Annotated in this window: 13 protein-coding genes; 9 read left to right on the top strand and 4 right to left on the bottom strand. The window is 43.9% G+C overall.

What is annotated here, in order from left to right:
- Positions 1 to 237 precede the first annotated feature (237 nt).
- Positions 238 to 1299 carry an FUSC family protein gene (locus JEY82_RS17440; RefSeq protein ID WP_304087972.1) on the top strand — a complete coding sequence of 354 codons (1062 nt, stop codon included), beginning with the start codon at positions 238 to 240 and terminating at the stop codon, positions 1297 to 1299.
- Between the two features lies 1 nt (position 1300).
- Here JEY82_RS17440 and JEY82_RS17435 read toward each other — a convergent pair whose 3' ends face one another.
- Positions 1301 to 1489, bottom strand: a complete 189-nt coding sequence (locus JEY82_RS17435) for a YSC84-related protein (RefSeq protein WP_304087971.1) — start codon at positions 1487 to 1489, stop codon at positions 1301 to 1303.
- 659 nt (positions 1490 to 2148) lie between these two features.
- Here JEY82_RS17435 and JEY82_RS17430 point away from each other — a divergent pair.
- Together JEY82_RS17430 and JEY82_RS17425 are read left to right on the top strand one after the other, a co-directional pair.
- Entirely contained in the window at positions 2149 to 3042 is an 894-nt protein-coding gene (locus JEY82_RS17430; RefSeq protein WP_304087968.1) for a GyrI-like domain-containing protein, read from the top strand.
- A 27-nt stretch (positions 3043 to 3069) separates the two neighbouring features.
- Positions 3070 to 3531 carry a GyrI-like domain-containing protein gene (locus JEY82_RS17425; RefSeq protein WP_304087967.1) on the top strand — a complete coding sequence of 154 codons (462 nt, stop codon included), beginning with the start codon at positions 3070 to 3072 and terminating at the stop codon, positions 3529 to 3531.
- A 68-nt stretch (positions 3532 to 3599) separates the two neighbouring features.
- On the opposite strand, the gene asnS is transcribed toward JEY82_RS17425, so the two are convergent.
- On the bottom strand, positions 3600 to 4991 hold the full coding sequence (gene asnS, locus JEY82_RS17420) for an asparagine--tRNA ligase (RefSeq protein ID WP_304087965.1): 1392 nt from the start codon (positions 4989 to 4991) through the stop codon (positions 3600 to 3602).
- A gap of 209 nt (positions 4992 to 5200) precedes the next feature.
- Here asnS and ftsY point away from each other — a divergent pair, with 209 nt between their 5' ends.
- Positions 5201 to 6799, top strand: a complete 1599-nt coding sequence (ftsY, locus tag JEY82_RS17415) for a signal recognition particle-docking protein FtsY (protein ID WP_304087963.1) — start codon at positions 5201 to 5203, stop codon at positions 6797 to 6799.
- Positions 6800 to 6886: 87 nt separating this feature from the next.
- On the opposite strand, the gene JEY82_RS17410 is transcribed toward ftsY, so the two are convergent.
- Positions 6887 to 7732, bottom strand: coding sequence for an RluA family pseudouridine synthase (locus JEY82_RS17410; RefSeq protein WP_304087961.1), 846 nt, complete (start codon positions 7730 to 7732; stop codon positions 6887 to 6889).
- Between the two features lie 153 nt (positions 7733 to 7885).
- On the opposite strand from JEY82_RS17410, the gene JEY82_RS17405 reads away from it, so the two are divergent.
- The 5 genes from JEY82_RS17405 to JEY82_RS17385 all read left to right on the top strand — a co-directional run bounded on the left by JEY82_RS17405 (position 7886) and on the right by JEY82_RS17385 (position 17482).
- Positions 7886 to 8788, top strand: coding sequence for a DMT family transporter (locus JEY82_RS17405; protein WP_304087960.1), 903 nt, complete (start codon positions 7886 to 7888; stop codon positions 8786 to 8788).
- A gap of 25 nt (positions 8789 to 8813) precedes the next feature.
- Positions 8814 to 12017: an exodeoxyribonuclease V subunit beta gene (locus tag JEY82_RS17400; protein WP_304087958.1), complete on the top strand. Its 3204-nt coding sequence runs from the start codon at positions 8814 to 8816 to the stop codon at positions 12015 to 12017.
- Positions 12014 to 14920, top strand: coding sequence for a PD-(D/E)XK nuclease family protein (locus JEY82_RS17395; RefSeq protein ID WP_304087956.1), 2907 nt, complete (start codon positions 12014 to 12016; stop codon positions 14918 to 14920). The genes JEY82_RS17400 and JEY82_RS17395 overlap by 4 nt, the downstream gene beginning before the upstream one ends.
- A 48-nt stretch (positions 14921 to 14968) precedes the next feature.
- Positions 14969 to 16159, top strand: a complete 1191-nt coding sequence (lhgO, locus tag JEY82_RS17390; protein ID WP_304087954.1) for an L-2-hydroxyglutarate oxidase — start codon at positions 14969 to 14971, stop codon at positions 16157 to 16159.
- A 243-nt stretch (positions 16160 to 16402) separates the two neighbouring features.
- The gene (locus JEY82_RS17385; RefSeq protein ID WP_304087952.1) at positions 16403 to 17482 is read left to right on the top strand and encodes a nitronate monooxygenase family protein; all 1080 of its coding nucleotides are present in this window, start codon (positions 16403 to 16405) and stop codon (positions 17480 to 17482) included.
- A gap of 80 nt (positions 17483 to 17562) precedes the next feature.
- Here the strand turns inward: JEY82_RS17385 and JEY82_RS17380 are convergent, their stop codons facing one another.
- Positions 17563 to 18096: a hypothetical protein gene (locus tag JEY82_RS17380; protein ID WP_304087950.1), complete on the bottom strand. Its 534-nt coding sequence runs from the start codon at positions 18094 to 18096 to the stop codon at positions 17563 to 17565.
- Between the last annotated feature and the right edge of the window lie 33 nt (positions 18097 to 18129).

The following is an 18129-nucleotide window of genomic DNA, read 5'->3' as shown; positions in this document are numbered from 1 at the left end:
GGTCAGTCAAAAAAAATCCCGGGAGATGCTGTGGCGTTCAGCCGTTGCCGACCCGAGAAAGAGGTTCTATGAGAATCGCGTCTCCACGTCAACAGGTTTTTGAATTATTGTTGATACAATTAGATGATACACTCTCACACTTGCTATTGCTGATGTTGCTATACATAATGAACAACACGAAGCGAGGCTCTCTGAGAGTCAGTCACACTAACAACTAACCACATTCAAGGTTTTCTAATGAGCATATCCGACCCTCGTTCACAAGTATCCCATCTTAAACACGGCATAAAAACAGGTATCGCCGCAGTTACTGCCTATACAGCTGCAAGCCTTTTCGATCTTAGTTATGGATACTGGGCCGCCCTGTCAGGGGTAATTGTCATGCAGATCAATGTTGCGGACTCCATCAGAATGTGCTGGTACCGCTTTTCAGGCACAGCCATCGGCGCTCTTATCGGCATACTCTGCATAGTCGTATTCCCGGAAACTCCGTCTATGACGCTTCTGTCCCTTTTTGTTTCAGTCGGCTTCTGTGCATACATGACAAGATATAACGAACGCTACCGCATGGCCGCAATTACAACCACTATCGTTACTCTCGCAAGTCTGGGACAAGCCCACCGTATAGAATTCGGGCTGTTCAGAGTAGTGGAAATCTCTATCGGAGTTGCCAGTGCTTTTCTGGTAAGTGTATTAATTTGGCCCTTAAGAGCGGCTGACTCTTTAAAAGGAAGTCTGTGCAGCCAATTTTCTGAATGCGCCGACCATTATGAAGCACTGATGGAAAGCTTTCTTAACAAGCAAACTGAGCTTGATACCGAAATGCTCGACTCTTTCAATAACAAGGTAGCCCTTAACCGTGCAACCTACATGAAGGTTTTGCGACATGAAAGCCTTCTATATATAGAAGACACTGATCTGCTCGGTTTAAAAGTGCGGACTCTGGAAAAAAGCGGATCTCACCTGCGGGCAATGCTCCACGCTCTTAATAATGTTCACGGTGAGGGATACGAAATCATAATGAAGGAAGAACTGCGAACTCTTTCAAAAGTATCCGCGGAGTCAATGCGAGCCATAAGTGCAGGAAAAACACCTGATGAAGAGGCCTTGCAAAACGCGTTCGATGCAGCTCTGAAAAGACTTGAAGCCTTACGTAAAGAAGGTGTTACCAGACGTTTTTACCTTCAGAAGATGGTACAATTTTTTGCTTTTTACCACAGCACACAATTTATATGTAAAGACCTTCTCCAATATACAAAAGAACGGAAGAAGGTCATGGACAACATCCAAGAAGGTTGAATTAAATTCCCATCAGCACGTTAAAAAGGACATCCGCCTCCGGTTTGTCATGCTCGTGAGTCATGAGCAACTCTTTAACACTGATGGGTTTTCCATAATAAGCCTTGTTGCTTTCTTTGCCGACCATGAGTGAGCCGGTCCGATATGAAAAACCGAAAAAAGCCCCGGCTTGATAAACCAGTGGAAACACATTTCCTTCGAAATCAAAACTCCCCGGTGTCTTTGATCATTGAGATGACCTATGGCAAGATCAACTCCGAGCGATAAATCGATCTTTCCTGCAATGGCTGACTCCAGCGCTTCATCATTCATAAGGAATATCATTATGGTCTTACCGGCCACTCCTCCCTGAATTCCGATATCTATGCCTGCCAGTGTATAAAAAGCCGGGCCATTCCAAAAACCGGTGCTGTCTTTTGCACACAGCACACCTGCCCCGCCCTCGGCTCCAATCATAAAAGCGAGCTTGTACACATCCGGAAAAATGAAAACAGCTCTTGAAGTTTCAAGCAGGTAATCAATCGTCGGACCATCCAGATCGAGTCTCATTTGTTTCACCGCACACGCGGCAGAATCAACAACTCTCTGCGTATTCGTTGTAGAATTGCTGACACAGGGATTTCCTGTGATCTTTTTGACTGAATTACATGAAGTAAAAAGAAGGATTACAGCAATGCAAAGTGAGATTCGTTTAAACTTATTCATATGCTTAGATTAAACCGATACCTGTAAATTCAGCAACCGGAATGTCTTTTTTACATTCAAATTCTTAGAACATTGATTTAAGACAAATTCAAAATGATAAAAAATGTCATGCAATAAAGCTCATAATAATATTAAGGATTATTCATGTCGAATCTTATGAAGCCATATAATGAACGGATGATGGACGTTCTGCTCTATATTCAGAAAAATCTGGACCTGGAACTTCCCTCAGAAGAACTGGCAGAAGCAGCTTGTTTTTCAATCGTGCACTTTCACCGGATATTCAAAGGTATGACCGGCGAAAGTCTAAAAGAGCATATCCGTCGGCTCAGACTTGAAAAAGCAGCTTATAAACTTTGTTATGAAAATGACACCATCATTAACATCAGCCTTGATGCTCAATATGAATCACCTGAAACATTCAGTCGCGCATTCAAAAAAATGTTTAGACTGCCACCCAGCGACTACAGATTAAAATCTAGAGAACTCGCCAGTCCACGTGTAAGCAGTGGAATTTATTATTCCCCGGCCCCTTTACCGAAGACACTGACAATAAACGGTTCCCCGATAACTCTTAAAGTCGACGTCCGCGAACGAGAGGATATATCTGTAGCTTTCATCCGGCATATCGGATCATATTTTGAAGTTGGAAAAGCATGGGAGAAACTTTGCGGATGGGCTGCTCTAAAAAAACTGCTGAACTCTCAGACTGAGTTTATAGGGATATGCTATGACGATCCGTCTGTAACGCCGCTAGGTAAAATAAGATATGATGCGAGTATCAGCACCTCTGGCAGTATTATGCCGGAAGGGGAAATCGGAACCCAAATAGTGTCCGGCGGTAAATACGCTGTCGGAACTCACTACGGACCTTACGAAGGGCTTCAAAGTGCGTACCGGGAGTTTTACGGAAAATGGCTTCCTACAAGCAGCTATCAGCTAAAAAACAACATTCCTTCCTTTGAAAAATACATAAATACCCCTGAAGACACAGCTCCGAAGGATTTGATTACAGAAATTTATTTAGGCATTTATTAATATAACTTTAACTTAACGGAGCACGAAATGGACGTAAAAATCTGGACCCTTGACCCTATGAAGCTTGCTTATGTTGAACATGTCGGCCCCTACACTGAAGTTGATCAAGCTTGGGGCAAACTTTGCGGGTGGGCCGGACCGAACGGTATTTACAATGAACGCACAAGATTTTTCGGAATATACCACGATAACCCAGAAGAAGTTCCTGCGGCAGAACTGCGCTCCGAAGCATGCATTACCGTAGACAATGAGTCGGACAATGCAGGAGTGGTAAAGTTTAAAGATGTGCCGGGTGGCAAGTTCGCCGTAACCACACACCTCGGACCTTACGACACCCTTCATGATTCATGGGTGGAGTTCTATATGAAATGGTTGCCGGCAAGCGGCATGGAACATGCTGAAGGCCCTTGCTACGAACAATATATGAATGACCCTAATTCAACTAAACCTGAGCAGTTAGTTACTTTGCTGCTTATGCCTTTAAAATAAGCTAACCAAAAAAGTATCCCCCTTCTATATATATAGAAGGGGGATACGAGTAATATCCAAGTTAAAATCTAAAACTCAAGATTCTTAGGAGTTCTCGGGAAAGGTATTACGTCGCGGATATTCGTAACTCCGGTGAGCATCATAAGCATGCGCTCAAAGCCCATTCCGAATCCGGCATGCGGCGCGGTTCCGAAACGGCGGCTGTCCAGATACCACCAGTAATCTTCTGTTTCCATTCCCGTCTCTACAATTCTGCGCTCAAGCACATCAAGTCTTTCTTCACGCTGGGAACCACCTACAAGTTCACCGATTCTAGGAACCAGTAAATCCATGGCGGCAACAGTTTTACCGTCATCATTCAGGCGCATGTAGAAAGGCTTAATTTCGACAGGGTAATCATATACAATAACCGGTTTCTTAAAATGCTCTTCAGTGAGATATCTCTCATGTTCAGTTTGCAGATCAAGACCGTATTCAGGCTTGAATTCAAATTTTTTCGCTTTTTTACAAGTCTTCAAAAGCTCAATTGCGTCAGTATAAGCAACGCGTTCGAAAGTGTTCTCTGAAATATTCTTAAGAGTATCCATCAAAGTTTTGTCAACAAATTTAGCAAACAACTCGATATCATCTGCACACTTATCAAGAATATGACTGATGAGATATTTAACCATCTCTTCACTGAGATCCATATTATCTTCAAGATCGGCAAAAGCCATCTCAGGTTCAATCATCCAGAATTCAGCTGCATGGCGCGGCGTATTGGATTTTTCAGCACGGAAAGTAGGCCCAAAAGTATAAACATTACCAAGTGACAACGCATACATTTCTGCTGAAAGCTGTCCTGATACGGTTAAATGGGACTCTTGCCCGAAAAAATCATTCGCGCCCTGCTCCGCTTTGCCAAGCTTGGCAAGTGAGTCGTGATCGAGAGAAGTAACTCTGAACATTTCTCCTGCACCTTCGCAATCTGAACCGGTGATAATAGGGGTATGAACATAGAAGAACCCTTTATCGCGGAAAAACTGGTGTACAGCAAAGGAAAGCTCGGAACGTATGCGAAACATAGCTCCGAATTTATTTGTACGAGGACGAAGATGAGCTATTGTCCTCAAGAATTCATCTGAATGGCGTTTTTTCTGGAGCGGGAATGTTTCCGGATCAGCAACACCCAGTAATTCAACTGACTTACCGCGAACTTCCCACTTCTGTCCTTTACCCGGAGACTCGATAAGCTCTCCAACCACACTGACAGAAGCTCCGGTATATATATGTTCCAGAACAGCTTCTATTTCAGGAGTATGATCAATGATAACCTGAATATTCGTGATGCAGGAACCATCGTTTACTTCCAGAAATGAAAACCCTTTACTATCACGCTTAGTACGGACCCATCCTTTGATAAGTATCTCGGATACTGGGCTTTCCGCATTCAAAGCTGCCTTTATGCATGTTCTTTTCATAAAAAGTCTCCATTAATTGCGTTTTGCACAGATGTATATGTAAGATGAGTAAATTTCAACAAACTTGTTTCACACTATATATATAGTTTAAAAAAGGGTAAGCCATCACATTGATAAAAACAAACGAAGTCGTAACCTATGGATAGTTGCGTATCGGCTCCGACTGCGCTATCTTCCGCTGTTCAAAATAGATTTTAAAGGGGATTTCAATGGGATTCTTTTCTAAAGTAAAAAAATTATGGGTAAGCCCGGAAGAAAGAGCCGCGAAAGCTCTCAAAGAATATTTAGGTGAAGCGGACCAGCTCGATCAAAAAGTTGAGCCGGAAGCTCCTGCACCACAAGAACCTCCTGCGCCACAAAAAGTAGTTGAGCCCGAACCCAAGGCAGAAGTTACACCGACACCTGTGCCGGAACCAGCTCCAGAACCTGTTTCAACCCCAGTCGTTGAAACTATTGTAGCTCCAGAGCCAGAAAAAATATTTGAACCGGAACCAACTCAGGAACCTGTATCTGCTCCAGTAGTTGAAACAGTTGTTGTTCCTGAATCTGCCGGTAAAGCAAGAATTATAGAACCTGTCATGGCAACAGAAACTAAATCTGATGCCGACAAGCCCCAATGGCAACGCGATCTCACCAAAGCTCTCCAGCAAGCTGATCCGCGCCTGTCCGTATGGCTCGATCTTATCCTCGACGGAATCGACACAGCCGAAGACGACCTCTGGGACCGTCTGACATTCCTGCTTAAAGCTCTTGAAGCTCCCGCAGATGAAGCTGAAGATTTTGTTTCCCGCTTTAAAGAATGGCTCGACGACATGGACTACGAACATGTTGACGAATTCCGCTCTGAATTGCAGTACCGTCTAGCTCTCGCTCTTGAACTGGAAGATGAAGAAGATGAACGAAGCCGTCTCTTTATTAAACTTTCCGAAGGACTGTCCAAAACAAGAGAACAGATTACCAAACGCCTTGACGCTCTTCTTTCAAGTCACAGTGCATTTGATGACGATTTCTGGGAAGAATTTGAAGAAATTCTGATCATGGCGGATGTTGGTTTCGAAGCAACCTCCGAGCTTGTAGAGCGCATGAAAACCAGAATCCGCAATAGCGGAGAAACAAACCCGGAAAACTTCAAAGATCTTCTTCGTGAAGAACTTGACGAAATATTCAAAGTTCCCAAACGTATTAAAGCTTTCAACCCTCCCGAAGTCGTAATGATGATCGGGGTGAATGGTGTCGGTAAAACAACTACCATTGCAAAAATCGCCCATCGCGAACAGATGCAGGGCCGCAAAGTTCTCATCGTCGCAGGTGATACATTCCGCGCCGCAGCCATCGGACAGCTTGAAATATGGGCTAAACGTGTCGGGGCAGGCTTCTTCGCAAAAGACGAGGGTTCCGATCCAGCCGCAGTCGCATATGAAGCCATCGATTACGCAGTTAAAAACGGCTATGACCTCATGCTTCTTGATACAGCGGGAAGATTGCACACCAAGACAAACCTGATGGAAGAACTACTCAAGATCAGAAGAGTTCTCGGTAAAAAGCACGACGAAGCGCCGCACCGCAGCATTCTGGTCATTGACGCAACAACAGGTCAGAACGCCATGTCTCAGACAAAACTTTTCAACGAAGCAATCGGAGTGGATGAATTAATCCTCACCAAGCTCGATGGAACAGCAAAAGGCGGAATCATGATTGCCGTGACCATGCAGCACAAAATCCCCATCACCTTCATAGGGCTCGGGGAAAAAATGGAAGATTTACGTCCCTTCAACGGTGCTGATTTTGCCAAGGCTTTATTGATGTAGAAGATTGGATATACGAAAAGAACAAAAGTCCCCTTGAAGCACACAGCTCCAAGGGGACTTTCTCTTTTATAATAAAAACTGTTTAACTTAATCCCAATCAGGTTCGCACTCGGCCTTGAAACCTTTAAAAGAAATAAGGTGATTGTGCAGATACATTTTGCCGTCAGCGGATGCTGTACCGTAAACAGTATCACCTACAATCGGGAATCCTGCGTATGCAAGATGCGCTCTTATTTGATGGCGCGCGCCCTTTGCAATCCTGACTTTCACAAGCGTAATGCCGTTACCGAGATCTGCAACGCGATCAGCATAACTCCAGCGGAGTCTTTCTGCATCTTCGCTCAGCACTTTAGTTACAGTACGTGAATCCGTATCCAATTCTTTTTTGACAACAAACTCAGAATCAGGATTTCCGACAACTCTGGCGAAATATTCTTTCTCGACTTTTCCTTCCTCTTCATACTCTTTAAACAACCGGGCCTGTTCATGCCCGAATGCTACCAGCAAGATTCCAGAGGTTGAATGATCCAGTCTGTTGACCAGAATCGGTGTTTTCTCCATGAAAAGTTCATCAAGACAATCCTGCGCGGAGCTTTCCATACTTCCTGCAATCGAAGCTGAGTGCATTCCAGCAGGTTTAAAGACTGCGGCATAGTCGTCAGTCTCCGTGATGATAGAAAGATGCGGCAGAATATCTTCGGTGCTGGTCGCGTCGGTTCTTTCAAACAGTACGACTTCTGCGCCCGTAAACATTTTAAGACTGGGTTTTGCGCTCCGTCCATTTACAGTAACCAGACCATTTTCAACAATTCTTCTGCGCTGGCGCAAACCTGTTTCGGGAAGTAACACAATCAAAAATTTATCAAGCCGCAACCCTTCATCACTTTCCGTTGCAACTACCTTTGAACATTCTTTTAAATTCTTATTATCCACAATTAATCTCCTGACGTTTTACGCCTCTATCCTGCGATAGGTCTTTGACGATGCGAGGGAAAGAGCATACAACTTTGAAACTCAATCCAACTATAAAATTTAAAATAAAACTACTATTTTTTAATATCAAACCAGAACATTAGAGGGCCACACGTGAACTTAAGAGGGTGCATACTAATACTTATAGCTGCAGTCATGTGGAGCCTCATCGGGCCTGTTTCAAAATTCCCGCTTGAACAAGGAATTCCCCCGCTGGAAAACGCATTCTGGAGAGCTCTCTTCGCATGGATACTTTTCGCTGTCCATGCATACCGTATACGCGCATTCAAAATTGCCACCAAAGATATACCATTTGTAGTATGCTTCGGGATAGTCGGAGTTACCGTTTTTTACGGTTCTTATCAGCTTGCGGTGCAAGGAGTCGGCGCCGCTCTTGCTTCGGTTCTTCTTTATACGGCCCCGGCATGGGTTGCATTCATGTCATGGCTTTTCCTCGGCGAAAAAATGGGACCGATTAAATTATGCGCCCTTTCCATGACAATTATCGGAGTTGTCTGCGTATCACTCGGGCCTCAAATTTTCGGAACCGGAAAAGAATTAACCTTCACATGGTTCGGCCTTATGTGCGGCCTGACATCCGGGTTTGCCTATGCACTCTATTTCATTTTCGGCAAAACATTTTTCTCCCGCTATACAACTCCGACTATTTTTCTATACGCTCTTCCAATCGGAGCGGCAGGGCTGCTTCCCTTTTTCGAATTTCACCACAAAACGCCCACTTCCTGGATATGTATTATCACACTTGCGGTAATTTGTACCTACGTGTCATACACCCTTTATTATGCAGGTATGCGGTGGCTTGAGGCTACAAATGCGGCCGTCATTGCGACAATTGAGCCGGTAATGGCCGCCATACTCGCTTGGTGGTGGTGGGATGAAAGTTTCGACTGGACCGGATATCTCGGAAGTATGCTTATCGTTTCAGCCGTACTTATTATTATTATGGAAGGAAAAATTACGTCCCGCGTGCTAAACCAGCAAACTGAGACAATATAACTCAACAGCTTAAAAGGTTCTCATAATGCTCAAACAGGTTAAAGCTTCCGCCGGATCAGGTAAAACCTACGAACTTACCGCACGCTTTTTATCTCTTCTTGCCGGATCACAGGAAGAAGATTCAATTCCCGTCTGCAAATCATCGCAGGCCAAAGGGTACTGCTGGCCGGAAATAATGGCTGTAACCTTCACCAATAAAGCCGCCGCTGAAATGAAAGAAAGGGTCGTGCGCTCCTTAAAGAACAGAGCGCTGGACATAGAAGGTGACGGGCTCGGTAGTGACTGGACTCCCGGTGCGGCCAAGAGACAGCTGATGCCCATTTTGCAGCGTTACAACAGGCTCAACATCCGAACCATCGACAGTCTGCTGAATCTGCTGGTCCGCATTTTTGCCCTTGAGCTGGGATTAAGTCCCGAGTTTGAACTACTTTTCGACCCTGCCACCCTTTTTGAACCGAACTTCAATAAATTTCTGACCCACTGTGAAGAAGGTGACGAATATCGCAAAAAATTGATGGATGATGCGGTTGAAAGCCTTGTTATCAAAGAAAACAAACAAGGGTTCTGGCTGGCTGAACAGATGCGGTTCAGACTGATCAGGATTCTTGAACACGTTCTTGAATGTCCAGGCGAAAGGCTTACCGATCAGGAAGAAATAGCCGGACTGCTTCAATCCCATTTTGATAAATTTATGAAGGCCGTTTCTACCATGTCTTCATTAATAGAGAATGAAAGCATCGCCGCCTCAAGCCATCTTCTTAAATATCTGGCCCACGCAGCATCTCTTGATTTTATGGGAGAACCTAAAGAATCTACAATGCTCTCAAAAGAAAGCTTTGTGGATTGCGTAAATAAAAAATCCAAAGGCGATATAAACTCGTTCCATGAAAAAATTTACGAAGATCTGAAAAAAGAACACACACTTTACCGCGACCAAGCCATGATTTTACGCGGAGCATATGCACTTGCCCCGTTCGTAAGAATTGTCGAAGAAATTCGTGATGACATCATTGAATATCAATCCCTTCACGGAATGCTGCTCAGTTCATCACTCCCACGGGTAGCATCATATGTTTTGCAAAATGGTGAAGCCCTGCCGGATGCATTCTGCCGCATGGGATCGAGATTGCATCACCTGCTTGTTGACGAATTTCAGGATACGAGTCTTGCGCAATGGAACGCAATGATCCCGCTCGCTGTCGAATGTTTATCCAAAAACGGCAGTCTGTTCTATGTGGGCGACGTTAAACAGGCTATTTACAGTTGGCGAGGCGGAAGATCTGAGCTTTTTGATGAAATAGCAGACGAACCGGAACTTGCCGCACTCTCAGAGTTTACCCCCGGACACCTTGATTACAACTGGCGCAGCCTTGAAAAAGTTATCGAGTTCAACAACTCTTTCTTTGACGCTCTTGCCGATTACGACGTTGCAACAGATTTAGCAGAAATTCTTTATCCGAACGGACCGGAAGATCAACAGACAGAACTTGCAGAAAAAATTGTTTCATCCTTTGAAGGAGCCTCGCAACAACTTCCGCCCGATCAGCCCCGCGAAGGTGGATATGTTAAACTGCTAAAACTTTTTGCTGAAACTTCGTCAGAAATAGAAGCTGAAACAAAACGTAATTTCAACATACTTATGGATAACCTTTGCCCACGCAGAGAATACAAAGACATATGCGTACTTGTCCGCTCCAACGGACATGCCCAGCTTGTCTGTGACTGGCTGGTGGAAAAAGCAATTCCGGTGATTACTGAAAACAGCCTTCAGCTCGACCGTCATCCAGTTGTGCGGCAGATTGTATCACTGCTTAAATTTCTCGATTATCCGCAAGATGATCTTGCTTTTCTGGAATTTATTTGCGGGAAGGAAGTTTTCCAACGCATTTCGGCTATCTCTAATGAAGAAATCGTCAATTGGCTGGGATCAAGAGATAAAGGCCCGCTCTACCGCCGTTTCTCAGAAAAATTCCCTGACTTCTGGAATTATCACATTTCGCCATTTTTGCGCAAATCCGGCCTGATGACTCCTTACGATCTTGCAAGCGAGATGATTTCACGCTTCCAAATCATAGAAAACAGCCCGCAGGACGAACTTTATATTCGCAGATTTCTGGAAGTCGTTCACCTTGCGGAAGAAAAACGCGGCACATCACTCGCCGCTTTCCTCGATTTCTGGGAAATATCATCCGCAGAAGAAAAAGTGCCTCTCCCTGAATCAGTCAATGCTGTACGTATCATGACCATCCACAAGTCAAAGGGACTTGAATTCCCAGTAATTATCGTTCCCTTTCACAACTGGGCGGTATCAGGATCAGATACCACGTTCACCGACATTGAAGTGGACGGTAAAATTCTGCTGACCCCCATGAGCAGCGCTCTGGGCGATACTTATTACGAAAACCGCACCCGCATGTTCACTGAACAACTCAACTTATTATATGTTGCATGGACCAGAGCAGGAGATGAACTATATGGATTCCTGCCGTCTGAAAAAGTTAAAAGCGTAACTCCGGCCCTTTCCGCCATTGAAACAATACTTGAAGGGCGTTTTAATGATCTGGGACTGCTGGAACACGGAACCGCTCCTGTAAAGGTTGAATCTTTATCAACAGCAAACGAATCTCCACAGGAAAATAATTCTGAACAGGAAGACCTCAACCAGACAGGCACAGATCCTGTGAGCGATTCAAAATATTCTGAACTGCAATCGCCGGAACTTATGGCATGGCTTCCAAGACTTAGAGTTTACCGCCATAATTTAGAAGACTATTCCTACGATGCCCGTATGCGTGGCGAACTTGCACATAAGGCTATGGAAAATCTTATCCTCACTGGCGACAATGAAGCGGACAGCTTACGAAGCACCGAAGCGGCATTTGCACAATTTCCCGCCATTGCCGATGAACGCGAAAAAATAATTCCCGAAGTTGCAAGCATGACAAGCTGGGCAATATCCGTTGAAGATGTGCGCGCCGCCATTGAACGAGGAAGACCGGAAGTCGCCATTATGGACCGCAAAGGTGAAACACACCGCGCGGATTTACTTCTACTCGAAGAAAACCATGCTTTGGTGGTTGAATACAAAACAGGCTCTCCGTCTCCTGAAAATGAAAAACAAGTTAAAAGATATTTAAGGTTGCTGAAAGAAATGTACGGAAATCAAAAAGAATTGCGGGGACTCCTTGTCTACCTTGATGAAAAGTTCACACGGGAGGTTACGATATGACCACCCGCTCACCTTTCACCGTTATTTCGTGGAAAAAAGATTTCATCGAAAATTTCAGTTCTATCTTAATAGATGAATCTGACGGAGATTTAAGCAATACAATTGTTATTGTTCCGCATCACCGACCAGCCAGATATTTAAAGAAAGCTCTTGCCGCTTCGGATGATCTTCCGAAACCTTGCATTCTGCCTGAGATTTACTCTTTTTCAGACTTTGTAAGTTCACTCATGCCGAAACTTACGGGAACTTTCCCACGCAAAATCGGCAAACTTGATCAAGTCGGGCTGCTCTTTAACATAATAGAAGGGCTTCGGGCGGAATCAACCGGCCTGTTATCTAAACTACCCGTTGATCTGCAAAAGTTTTTCCCTTGGGGGACAAGGCTCGCCTCCCTACTGGAAGAAATGCTCCGGCAGGACGTTAAACCCCGCAACTTGTCCATGCTTCAAGGTGAAGTGCTCGACTGGGCAGCCGCCCTGCTGGAAGAAATAGAACTGATTTTTATAAAATATGTAGAAGCTCTCGACCGAAGAGGCTGGTCCACCACAGGACTTGAAAACCGCAATCTGTCCCAAAATCTGGATAAGCTGGATAACATTTTAGAAGGCAAAAAATTATACCTTGCCGGATTTTATGGTCTCAGCGGAGTTGAAGATAAATTTTTCCATCATCTCTGGGATAATTTAGATTTGCGGGTCATCTGGCACAGCGACCCGGCTCTAGCCTTAAGGGAACAAGGACATTTCGCAGTAAAAGAACATCGTAACTGGATGCGAAACTGGAAAGCCGAAGCGGTATCAGACGATATCTCCGAAGGCAGTTGCGCCCTGCCCGAACTAAAATTCTTTGAAGGATTCGATCGGCATTCACAACTTTGCGCCATGCGTGAAGAGCTTTCCACCGGATCATATGAAGGATGCGCTGTGGTTCTGCCGGACACTTCGCTTTTACTGCCCGTTATGCACCATCTGCCCGAGCATGATATAAATATCAGTATGGGCTATCCGCTTAAACGCTCCGCCTTGAACGGTCTTCTCGAAGCCATTTTAAAACTTCAGGAAAACAAAAACGGTAAAACTTATTACTGGAAAGATATTTTAGCTCTGATCAGGCACCCTTACTTAAAAATGCTTGAAATTAATGACGAACAACCGCTGAGAACAATTTTTCATCAATGGGAAACAGTGCTCAGAAGTGGTTCACCTTATGCCGATCCAAAAGAATTTATTCCGGTATACAGCGATGAAAACGGAAATCTTATTGATAATTCCGACACAACAGAAGAATTGCGAGCTGAGGTTCTAGGACTTTGTATTGACGGCTTTGCAAAAATTACAACTCTCGAAGAACTTGCCGACAGTTTACAACATATGGCGGAAATGCTCCGTTTACGCGGCGGAACGTTGTGGCAGAGATACCTGCTCGACTCGGAATGTCTGTTCCGTCTGATGAATGAAGTTATTCCTGAACTTCGCGAAAGCTCTATCAGTGAGGAAAATTTCGGACAATCTTTATCCTTTTCAATATTCAGGCAGCTTCTTTCATCACAGCGGGTATCCTTTGAACCGGACCCTATTTCCAGCATGCAGGTACTTGGTATGCTTGAAAGCAGGCTGCTTAACTTCAAACGTACTTTCATTCTGGACACTGTAGACGAAAAAATTCCCGGAACAGATCCTTATGATCCGCTTCTGCCGGATCAGCTAAGATATCTGCTGGACCTTCCAGATTCGCATGAACGGGAAAGCGTTGCTACATATAACTTTTATCGACTTATCATGGGCAGTGAAGAAGCGTGCATATTTTATCAGAGCGGAGTTCAGCCCGGCCTGCTAGATTCAAAAAGCGTGCGTAGCCGATTTGTTGAACAGCTTCTCTGGAAACTTGAACAGAAAGCTAAAAAGATAATCACTCCCGGCGAAAACTTTCCTTTGAAAGCAATCAACTTTCCAGTGGGAGCAATACTGAATATCCCCGCACCGATAGCAAAAGAACCTGTCGCCGAAAAACTTGAGGATATGCTTAAACACAAGGGGCTCTCGCCTTCAGCTATTGATTGCTATGTCACCTGTCCCAAGCTGTTCTTTTTCCGCTATCTGTCAAACGTGAGAGAAAGCGCTACGGTTGATCTGGACGGAGACCGCGCTGGTTTCGGTGAACTTATCCATTCAGTACTGAAAGATTTTCTGACTCCGCATCTAGGCAATGAAATTTGCGGTAAAGATTTGAACTTCAGTGAACTGAATGAGCTTTTCATGATGCGTCTGGAACGGGATTCACTCTACCCCAATCTGCCCTATGACATTAAAAAGTCCCTTGAGCATGCTGGTAAAAACAGGCTCACTTTATTTCTTAAAAATATCGGACAAACAAAAGTTATTGCTTTGGAGTCAGACGCACAGGCAATTCTGACTCTTGATAAATATCCGGTACAAATTCACGGTAGAATTGACAGAGTGGATAGCCGTGACGACTCCCGCTACGTTATTGATTATAAAACAGGGCAGTTACACATGCCCCGCAAATCATTCTGGAAAAATTCAGAAATATGGACTCCAATACTGGAAGACCCGCAAAGTCTGTATCACGACTCTGCCGATTTTTTAGAAAAAATAAAATCAAGTGCCGACAGTCTTCAACTTCCTCTTTATTTATTGATGGACCATCAAACTTCATCAGTAATGCCCCGTCAGGCTGCGCTTGTTGAACTTGTAAAAAGCGGCCACGAAAAATTTCTATTCGATTCCAAAACGGATGAAGAAGAAAGAATTGATATTATAGGCACAAAAATTCCAGCTCTTTCAACTTTCATCATTAATAATATGATCTGTGAATCTGAATTTAAAGCCATCCGCTCCGCACAATGCAATTGGTGTTCATACCGCGAAGCATGCGGAGCATAGAATGTATAAAAAAGAAACACGCCTAATAAATGTTAAAGGAATAACCTAATGAAAACCTTTGAAATTATGATCTGCGGCGCAGGTATCGTCGGTCTTACAATCGCACGAGAACTGATATCCAGAGGACACAAAGATATTCTTATCATTGATAAAGAAACTGAAGTAGCCAAACATGCCTCTGGACGTAACAGCGGAGTGCTGCACGCCGGTATCTATTATGCTCCCGGCAGCCTACGCGCCAAATCCTGTCTCTCAGGAAATTTTAAAATGAAGGCTTACTGCAAAGAAAAAGGATTGCCTTTACTCGAAAGCGGAAAAGTTATCGTTGCCAAAAACGAATCTGAAATTCCCACCCTGCACGAACTTTATGACAGAGCTACGGCAAACGGCGCAAAAGTAGAACTGATCGGAGAAGAAAAACTCTCCCAAATAGAACCGAACGCTAAAACTTGTAAACAGGCTCTTTTTTCACACTACACAGCAGTAGTTGATCCGCGCGCAGTAATGAACTCTATCTACAATGATCTATTACAAAGCGGTAAAGTAACTTTCATGCTCGGAACAAGTTTCATCACTGCAAAAAAAAACAATCTGATAATTACAGATAAAGGAGAAATAAGCTGCGGCATGTTTATCAACTCCGCCGGTGCATACAGTGACAAAGTAGCCAGACATTTCGGGTTCGGTGAAGGATACCAGCTTATTCCTTTCAAAGGCATCTACAAAAAGCTTAAAAAAGACAAAGCGGATATGATCCGGGGCAGTATCTATCCGGTCCCGAACATTAAAAATCCATTCCTAGGCATACACTTCACCAGAAGTGCAATCGGAGACGTTTACTTAGGACCGACTGCAATCCCCGCATTCGGCAGAGAAAACTATGGAATACTGGCAGGACTGGACAGCGAAGCTTTCAGCATTATATTAAGGGATACGATTCTGTTTATGAAAAATCCTAAATTTCGTTCCATCGCCTTTGAAGAACCTCGCAAATATTTTTTCAGTTGCTTTTTCAATGATGCAAAAGAATTAGTCAAAGAACTAAGCCCGGATGATATTGAAAGTACACCTAAAGTAGGAATCCGCCCGCAACTTGTGGACATAAAACGAAACGAACTTGTAATGGACTTCCTGATCGAAAGTGACGACAAAAGTGTACACGTACTTAATGCAATATCTCCAGCATTTACCAGTTCCATGTTCTTTGCAGAAATGATAGTAGACAAATACATACATTAAAGAATGTTTCATTCTGAAAGTTTAAAAGAAACAGACAACATCATCTGCAATAAATTCAAAAGTAAAAAACACTTGACTTAAGAGCTCATACAGGAAAAAACTTTGCTCGAACTATAAACTGTTCAAAGTCATTGCATCAGACCTGAAAAGGCTTGCAAATTACTTGAAAAAAGAGAAGAATTTATAAACTTTAGTTCACTATTTGAACAGTTTATCAAAATATATAGACAGGAGAACTTAGTAATGAAGCTTCCCCAACTTAAAATTGGCGACCTAGTTGCCAGAGTGCCCATCGTCCAAGGCGGAATGGGTGTAGGAATATCTCTTTCCGGTCTCGCTTCAGCTGTTGCCGAAGAAGGCGGAATAGGCGTTATTGCTGCTGCAATGATAGGCCTTACCAGCTCAAAGCCTAACAAAAGTGCGCCAGAGACACAAAGCGAAGCACTCGCTGACGAAATACGAAAGGCCAAGGCTAAAACCTCCGGCATCGTCGGTGTAAACATCATGGTTGCTCTGACGGATTTCGCAGCACAGGTGAGCACTTCCGTAAAAGAAGGCGTTGATGTTATTTTTTCCGGCGCCGGACTGCCTTTAGATCTTCCCAAATATCTTGTAGACGGTGCTAAGACTAAATTAGTCCCTATCGTTTCGTCTGGAAGAGCAGCTTCAATCATCTGCAAAAAATGGATATCCAAATTCGACTACATTCCCGACGCATTTGTTGTGGAAGGCCCCAAGGCGGGCGGTCATCTTGGATTTCAGCGCGAACAGCTTGATGATCCTAAATTTTCCCTTGAATCAATACTTCCAGAAGTCCTTGGCGCTGTTAAAGTGTTCGAGGAAAAAACTGGTAAAACTATCCCAGTTATTGCAGCCGGCGGAATCTACACAGGTGCAGACATATGCAAGTTCATTAAAATGGGAGCAGCAGGTGTCCAGCTTGGAACAAGATTCGTAGCGACTCACGAATGTGATGCAAACGAAAAATTCAAGCAGGCTTATGTTGATTCTACTAAAGAAGACATGACTGTGATTCAAAGCCCTGTCGGTTTACCGGGAAGAGCTATTAAGAATGACTTTCTCAATGCGGTTTCCGCAGGCAAGAAAGCTCCTTTTAAATGTTCATTCAAATGCCTTAAGACTTGTCAGGTCGAAACGACGCCTTACTGCATCGCTTCAGCTCTTATCAACGCACAGCGCGGTAAATTGAAATATGGCTTTGCGTTCGCAGGAGCAAATGCTTACAGGACCCAAAAAATCGTCTCTGTTAAAGAGCTCATTGCTGAACTCAAATCAGAATTCGAAGCGGCTTGCCCTGCTTAGCCAAGAATAATAGAATAAAAAAAGGCGTTCCATTTGGAACGCCTTTTTTTTTGCCATATGCTGTGCAATATATCAAAAAACTATTTTACCTTAGCCTTCTTAGGCTCTTTAGGGCTTTCTTCGGTTGCAATTTTCTCGGCAACGGGTTCCGCTTTAGGCACAGCTTTCTTAGCGGCCGCTTTTTTAGGAGCAGACCTCTTACGTGAGATTATCGACTCAAGCTTCTCAGCGGCTGCCTGAGTTTCAGATCCAGCCCCCAAAAAATGCATTTCCCCTGCTGGAGAAATCCAATGCCATCCTTCAGGCTTTTTTAAAATTCTTGCGCCCTTTGAATCAAGAAAATCTTTGTATGAAGATTTTTCAAGAGAATCATCAATCTGTTCAGTAAGTTTTTTATTTTCTGCCATCACCTGCGTATGACGAAAAATTTCAAACGCGCTATGAATCAGATCAAAAGCGGGTTCAATGCTTTCAGTTTTTTTGGAAGAAAGTTCCTTCTCAAGCAGAGCTAAGTCCTTTTTTAAACTGCGGATTTCAAAAAGAGCTGCATTTCTTGCCGAATCACTGTTAGCCTCAATCGCATTTGTAACTGCGGCTGCCGTTTGCTTTTTCATAGATCCTCCTCCAAGGTTGATTAATTAAAACTT

This window comes from Maridesulfovibrio ferrireducens (assembly GCF_016342405.1).
Classification (GTDB): Bacteria; Desulfobacterota; Desulfovibrionia; order Desulfovibrionales; family Desulfovibrionaceae; genus Maridesulfovibrio; species Maridesulfovibrio ferrireducens_A.
This window is presented reverse-complemented; position numbering and strand designations above follow the sequence as displayed.

Excerpts from the sequence above, each read along its gene's own strand:
- JEY82_RS17440 (WP_304087972.1), top strand. The coding sequence starts at position 238 with ATGAGCATATCCGACCCTCGTTCACAAGTATCCCATCTTAAACACGGC.
- JEY82_RS17430 (WP_304087968.1), top strand. The coding sequence starts at position 2,149 with ATGTCGAATCTTATGAAGCCATATAATGAACGGATGATGGACGTTCTG.
- JEY82_RS17425 (WP_304087967.1), top strand. The coding sequence starts at position 3,070 with ATGGACGTAAAAATCTGGACCCTTGACCCTATGAAGCTTGCTTATGTT.
- asnS (WP_304087965.1), bottom strand. The coding sequence starts at position 4,991 with ATGAAAAGAACATGCATAAAGGCAGCTTTGAATGCGGAAAGCCCAGTA.
- ftsY (WP_304087963.1), top strand. The coding sequence starts at position 5,201 with ATGGGATTCTTTTCTAAAGTAAAAAAATTATGGGTAAGCCCGGAAGAA.
- JEY82_RS17400 (WP_304087958.1), top strand. The coding sequence starts at position 8,814 with ATGCTCAAACAGGTTAAAGCTTCCGCCGGATCAGGTAAAACCTACGAA.
- JEY82_RS17395 (WP_304087956.1), top strand. The coding sequence starts at position 12,014 with ATGACCACCCGCTCACCTTTCACCGTTATTTCGTGGAAAAAAGATTTC.
- lhgO (WP_304087954.1), top strand. The coding sequence starts at position 14,969 with ATGAAAACCTTTGAAATTATGATCTGCGGCGCAGGTATCGTCGGTCTT.
- JEY82_RS17385 (WP_304087952.1), top strand. The coding sequence starts at position 16,403 with ATGAAGCTTCCCCAACTTAAAATTGGCGACCTAGTTGCCAGAGTGCCC.
- JEY82_RS17380 (WP_304087950.1), bottom strand. The coding sequence starts at position 18,096 with ATGAAAAAGCAAACGGCAGCCGCAGTTACAAATGCGATTGAGGCTAAC.